We start from the raw sequence: 5,337 nt of genomic DNA on the forward strand, positions 1-5,337 counted from the left end.
GCCGTTCTGAGGGGGCTGGGCATAGAGAAGATAGTCGTCGTTGACTCATTCCAGGCGAGGAAGAACATCGGCAAGTTCAGAGAGGCTTTGAAGTACGACGGCCTTTCCGTGATAATATCCCGCGGGGAGTGCGCCCTCTACCACTTCCGCGAATACCGCCGTGCCGGGGGGAAGATAGTCCCCTACTTTGTGGACAAGAACGCCTGTGAGAGGGCCTACAACTGCATCCGCGACTTCGGCTGTCCGGCGATAGTCATAGACGAGACCGATAAGAAGGCCAAGATACTTCCGGAGGTCTGCATCGGCTGCGGCGTCTGCGCCCAGCTCTGTCCACACAACGCGATACACTCGACGGCAGTCCTCTACGGCGGCGAGGATAAGCCGTACGTGACGGTTGAAGACTACCGCGAGCTGGAAAAGCTCATCGGGAGGGGAAGGGAATGAACGTGATTTACTGCGGCGTCGGCGGTCAGGGAATAGTGCTGATGTCCAACATAGTGGGGGAGGCCTGTGCGCGGAAGGGAATCCACGTCGTCAGCGGCGAGCTCCACGGGCTCTCCCAGAGGAGCGGTTCGGTGATAGTCCACCAGCGCATAGGTGAGGGCATATCACCCCTCATACCCTACGGCGAAGCGGACGTTATCCTGGCGCTTGAGCCGATGGAGGCGCTTAGGTACATCTACTTCCTCAAACCCGGAGGAACGGTCATAACGAACACGCGCCTCATCCACCATCCATACGAGACGGAGGGCTTTGTGAAGGGCAGGACTGACAAGTACGTCACCTACGACGAGATAGTCGGCAGGATAAAGGAATCTGGAGCAAAGCTCTACGAAATAGACGCCCTCAAACTCGCAGAGGAGGCTGGAACGACCTTGGCGCAGAACGTTGTCCTCGTCGGCGCTCTGAGTGCCCTTCCGGAGTTCCCGATAGACAGGGAAACCATGCTTGAAGCTGTTAAGGCCAGCGTGCCGGAGAAAGCCCTTGAGGAGAACATCAAGGCCTTTGAGCTGGGCTACGAGGCAATGAAAGCACTTCTCTGACCCCCTCTTTTCTTTTGACGGCCCATCGGAACCTTTATTTTCTCCGAAGCCTAACCCTCATCATGATGAGGCACCTCAAGTACTCAGGAATAGCCGGCGCTGTGGTGTATTGGCTCTTCGTGGCTTGGAGCATAAGCAGAAATCCATGGTTTTCCTTCTGGGAAAACGCCCTCAGCGACCTCGGAACGGCTGGGGCAAACTCTCCGTGGATATACAACTACGGGCTGATGATCACCGCTGCCTTCGTCTTAGCGTTTTCAATACACATAATACTCTCCGCAGGGAACAAGCTCCAAACCGTTGGAGGGGCTTACATAAGCATCTCAGCGATATTTCTCGCACTCATTGGCGTTTTCCCCGGCGGCACTAGGCCCCACACCTTCGTTTCCACTTACTTCTTCGTCCAGTTTTTCTTGGGAATGCTCATTTATGGAGTGGGTTCAAAAGATAAGGCCATCCGGTATGGTTCCCTCCTGCTCTTCGCACTCGCCCTGCTGGGAACCTTCCTTCACTGGCCCTCGGTGGCGCTGATAGAGACCTACGAGATAGCTCTGATAGCTGTGTTCACCCTGCTGGTTGCAATTAAGGGCTGAAAGCGTTTTCGCTTAATTCTTTCCACTTTGCAACCATAAGCATTAATAACAGGCTCGCCTAACCACAACTATAAGTCACTCGACGTTCTTCTAATTTTTTATTGCCTCGTGACTGGAAGAGGGTGTTTAAGATGAAAGGAAAAACGATAGCGGGCCTTGCCCTGCTTTTGGGAATTGTGATGGTCGGGGCCTTTATCTCGGGCTGTATCGACCAGGGAAACGTTACGAGAACTGTAAGTTCTCCGGAGACCTCTACCACGACTCAGAGCCCGGCTCCGGGAAATGAGCCGGAGTCCAAAGAGAAGGAGCTGAGGGCGCTCATAGATGAGTACGACGTGGCCATAAAGGATGCCAGAGAAAAGCTCGCCAAGACGGGTTTTGAACTTCAAAGTGAAGAGATCATGAGCTGGGATAAATCCTCGGCGGAACTGCTTGAAATGGCCGGAAACGAGAACGACCCTGGAGTGAGGGTTCTAATACTCAACGACCTAGCTAAGCTTAAGTACTACGAGCTGGCCAACCTGAGAACCCTTGCAGGAATCGGGGCCCTTGAGAGCGCTTACTGGGAGAACGCCACAACCGGCGAGCCAATCGAGGCCTTCTACAGCATGAGGGGAACCTTCTTCTACATCTCAGGGAAGGGGATAGAGGAAGTGGACAGGGCAGGAATAGTTGAGCGGATGAAAAAGGTTCAGGGATACGGGATGGAGAGCCTTGAGATATACCACCTCGGAACGGGGAGCAGCTTGAGGGCAATCCGCGAGGGCGGAAGAACCGTTGGCGCCGGGCAGATAGTATCTATAACCGTCGGCGCTAAGAACGGTGTTAAGATAAGGACTGTAAACGCCACCGGTGGGGAACTTCGGCTGATTGATCCGGAGAACGGAAAAACAGTGATGAGAATTTCACCGGATGAGGATGGCGTTTACTTCGTTCCCCCCGTTAACACAACGCTCATCGGAGAGGTGGACGATAACGGGGAATGGTGCTACGAGCCGTTGCCCCTTGACACCCACACGCTAACTCCAATGCCGGAAGAACCCGACGAGCTTGTGGTGTGCCCCGCTCCCCAGGTGGCGCCCTTCATATTTGAACCGACCACCGATGACAACATTACTCAGACCCCGATAGAGGGGCTTTATCTGCTTCCGGGCAGGTACACCGTAACGACCCTCGTCATGAAGGCAGACCTCAAGGAGCTTGCCGAACAGCTCGTCAACATAAACATGAGGGCCGGCAACGGAGTGATAACGGTTGAGGCCCCAACGAAGGCCCTCGACGCCTTCCAGGACGCCATAACCAACGCCTACTCCGCTGAGATGAGAACCCAAGAAAAATGCTCATGCACGGTGAGCCCTCTCATTGATGGCGTATTCAGGAGAACCTTTGGAGGACCATTTAACGAGGTCCCGGAGCCAAAAGCCATCAACATCACGGACTTTGGAAACGGCCCCTACATCCCGATCGCATGGGAGAAGCTTGAGAACTACAGCTCAACGGTGGTAGTTTACGCCATCACCGACTCTAACGGCAACACGCTGATAGCGATAGGCGATCCCGGGGCTAAGCAGAGCACAAAGAAGCCTTCAGCTGAAAGACTGGCCAGCAACTACCTCGACAGGACCTACATCGAGGTCTTTACCGGGAGGAACGCGGCCGGAGAGGAGATAAGGGTGGTTGCCTTTAAGGTGCTCAACACCGACGGGACGGTTGGTATTAGAACGACAATGGTTCTTGAAAGGGGACGGGTCATCATGACCCTCCTGCCACTCCCAGAAGATTTTGTCTGTATCAAAGGCTCCCATATTGTGCCGATGTAATACTGCTGGAGTACTCCATAATCCCTTTCAGTGTGCTCGTTGAAAAAGACCTCGGTCGCGTTTGTGCCGCAGTATTCCAGTATGGCCTCCCTCCCTCCGGGGTGGGTGTCTATCAGCGACGTAACGTTGTAGCCCCTGTTTTCGACTATGACCCAGCAGTCGTTTTCGGTGCTGTGCTTCGCGACCTCTTCGAGGGTCAGAACCGTGCTGGCGGAGACGCTCGGGGGCACAGAGAGGCTCCCCTGGGGGATCAGCCAGGAAACAACCAGCACCGCTATCCCAATCGTCCACACCGATAGCACTGCTTTCCTGACCCCTGGCCTCTTCGGGCTCTCGAACCTTCCGAGGGCTATGTATATGCCCGCCGCTGCGTGGGCGTAAAAGAGGGGGATGAAGAGGTACGACGCTATGGTGTGGGCTCTCCTGGCCGTTTCATAGCTCATCAGCGAACCAAGGGTTGACGTCGGATCGTTCATTGCCAGGCCGGTTGCCACCAGCACCAGGCTTACCGCTATCAGCAGCTCCCCCGATGCTATGAGCACCTTGGTTACGCGCTTCACCCTTTCACCTCAGCACTCTTTGCAGGTACTTATGCCCAGGAGTTTATAAATTGCACAGAACCCCGTCAGCCCGGTCACCAGTGCTATAAGTCCAACTATCAGAAGCACGGTCTCGTAGGGCACGTTCATGCCCGCCCAGAGGCCGAGAAGGACAATGCCTATCACTATTCTGAGGATCCTGTCTACGGTCCTCTCGTTTCTCTCCATCGAAATCACCTCGATTTTTAGAAAATTTCGAAATGGTTATATTTATTTCCCAGGAAATTGAAGGCAAAAACCTTCAAAATGAAGGTGGTTTTATGGACGAACGCGACCTGCTGATATACCGCCTGCTGAGGAAGAACGGCAGGATGAAGGTGTCCGAGATAGCGAGGGAGCTGGGGATAAGCCACCCCTCCGCAAGGGAGAGGCTTGAAAAGCTGGAGAGGCGGGGGGACTTAAGGGTTCAGGCACTGCTGAACATCAGGAAGAGGAACTTTGTCTCCGCGGTGGTGAACCTCAAGGTTCGGAGCATGGACGAGGCCGAGAAGCTGGCCGATGTTTTTGCAAGATGCCCGAGAACGGTCTTCGTCGCCACGACAACCGGTAAGTACAACCTAAACCTGGCTCTCATAGCGGAGAGCTACTCTGCCCTTGAGGCTACCATAGAAAACACGATACGGCCCATGGAGTCGGTTAAGGAGATGGACGTCTCCCTCGGTTCGTCTCCGGCCTATCCAGAGTTCGTTGACTTCAAGCTGGAGCCGACGAGGAAAGTTGCCCCCTGCGGGAAGGTCTGCACGGAGTGCTACATCTACGGCAAGAAATGTATGGGCTGTCCGGCGACGGTTTACTTCATGGGATTGGGGGGAGGTGGTAGGGATTAGACTCCCTCTATCTTCTCCCTCAGTTTATCTCTTACCTCCTCCCTTATCGGCCTCAGGGCCTTGGCGTACTTCTCAAGGGCCCTGAAAAGCCGTTCAACCCGTTCTTTGTACTTCTCGTCCTTCAGCTCTTCACCATCGAACAGGTCGTCGACGTTGTAGAAGAGAACCTGCCCGACCGGCAGCATGCGGTAGTTCACCGCGGCCGTTCTGAGCTCCATGAGGAGCCTTACTCCCCCGGTAACGCTGGAGACTGTGGCGATGCCCAGGGGCAGTCCTTCATACTCGTCGTAGATGGTATCGAGGAGGATCTTCAGCTCCCCCGGATAGCTCCCGTTGTACTCGGGGGCAACTATGACGAGGGCATCGGCCTCAAGGATTTTGTTCCTGTAGGCCTCCATCTCGGGCGTTACCTTCCAGCGGTGGGTGTAGGCCAGGAGGTAGTCCCTGACGTCTAT

Annotated in this window: 7 protein-coding genes; 4 read left to right on the plus strand and 3 right to left on the minus strand. The window is 54.8% G+C overall.

The features are described from left to right. The 3 genes from MVK60_RS00005 to MVK60_RS00015 form a co-directional block, all read left to right on the plus strand. Nucleotides 1-444, plus strand: a 444-nt coding sequence (locus tag MVK60_RS00005; RefSeq protein ID WP_297435158.1) for a 4Fe-4S binding protein, incomplete at its 5' end; no start/stop codon positions are given. After that, nucleotides 441-1,043, plus strand: coding sequence for an indolepyruvate ferredoxin oxidoreductase subunit beta (iorB, locus tag MVK60_RS00010; RefSeq protein ID WP_297435160.1), 603 nt, complete (start codon nucleotides 441-443; stop codon nucleotides 1,041-1,043). The genes MVK60_RS00005 and iorB, both read left to right, overlap by 4 nt. Before the next feature lie 65 nt (nucleotides 1,044-1,108). Further along, complete coding sequence (locus MVK60_RS00015; protein WP_297435170.1) at nucleotides 1,109-1,636, plus strand: DUF998 domain-containing protein; 528 nt, start codon at nucleotides 1,109-1,111, stop codon at nucleotides 1,634-1,636. Nucleotides 1,637-3,260: 1,624 nt separating this feature from the next. Here the strand turns inward: MVK60_RS00015 and MVK60_RS00020 are convergent. Together MVK60_RS00020 and MVK60_RS00025 are read right to left on the minus strand one after the other, a co-directional pair. Further along, nucleotides 3,261-4,016: a cytochrome b5 domain-containing protein gene (locus MVK60_RS00020; RefSeq protein WP_297435162.1), complete on the minus strand. Its 756-nt coding sequence runs from the start codon at nucleotides 4,014-4,016 to the stop codon at nucleotides 3,261-3,263. Between the two features lie 9 nt (nucleotides 4,017-4,025). Beyond that, the gene (locus MVK60_RS00025) at nucleotides 4,026-4,223 is read right to left on the minus strand and encodes a DUF2892 domain-containing protein (protein ID WP_297435164.1); all 198 of its coding nucleotides are present in this window, start codon (nucleotides 4,221-4,223) and stop codon (nucleotides 4,026-4,028) included. Nucleotides 4,224-4,315: 92 nt separating this feature from the next. Between MVK60_RS00025 and MVK60_RS00030 the strand changes: the two genes are divergently transcribed. Continuing rightward, nucleotides 4,316-4,882: an Lrp/AsnC family transcriptional regulator gene (locus tag MVK60_RS00030; protein WP_297435166.1), complete on the plus strand. Its 567-nt coding sequence runs from the start codon at nucleotides 4,316-4,318 to the stop codon at nucleotides 4,880-4,882. Here the strand turns inward: MVK60_RS00030 and MVK60_RS00035 are convergent. Then, a partial coding sequence (locus tag MVK60_RS00035; RefSeq protein WP_297435168.1) for an NADPH-dependent FMN reductase occupies nucleotides 4,879-5,337 on the minus strand: 459 nt, incomplete at its 5' end. The genes MVK60_RS00030 and MVK60_RS00035 overlap by 4 nt on opposite strands.

Origin of the sequence: Thermococcus sp. (genome assembly GCF_026988555.1) — an archaeon.
GTDB lineage: Archaea > Methanobacteriota_B > Thermococci > Thermococcales > Thermococcaceae > Thermococcus.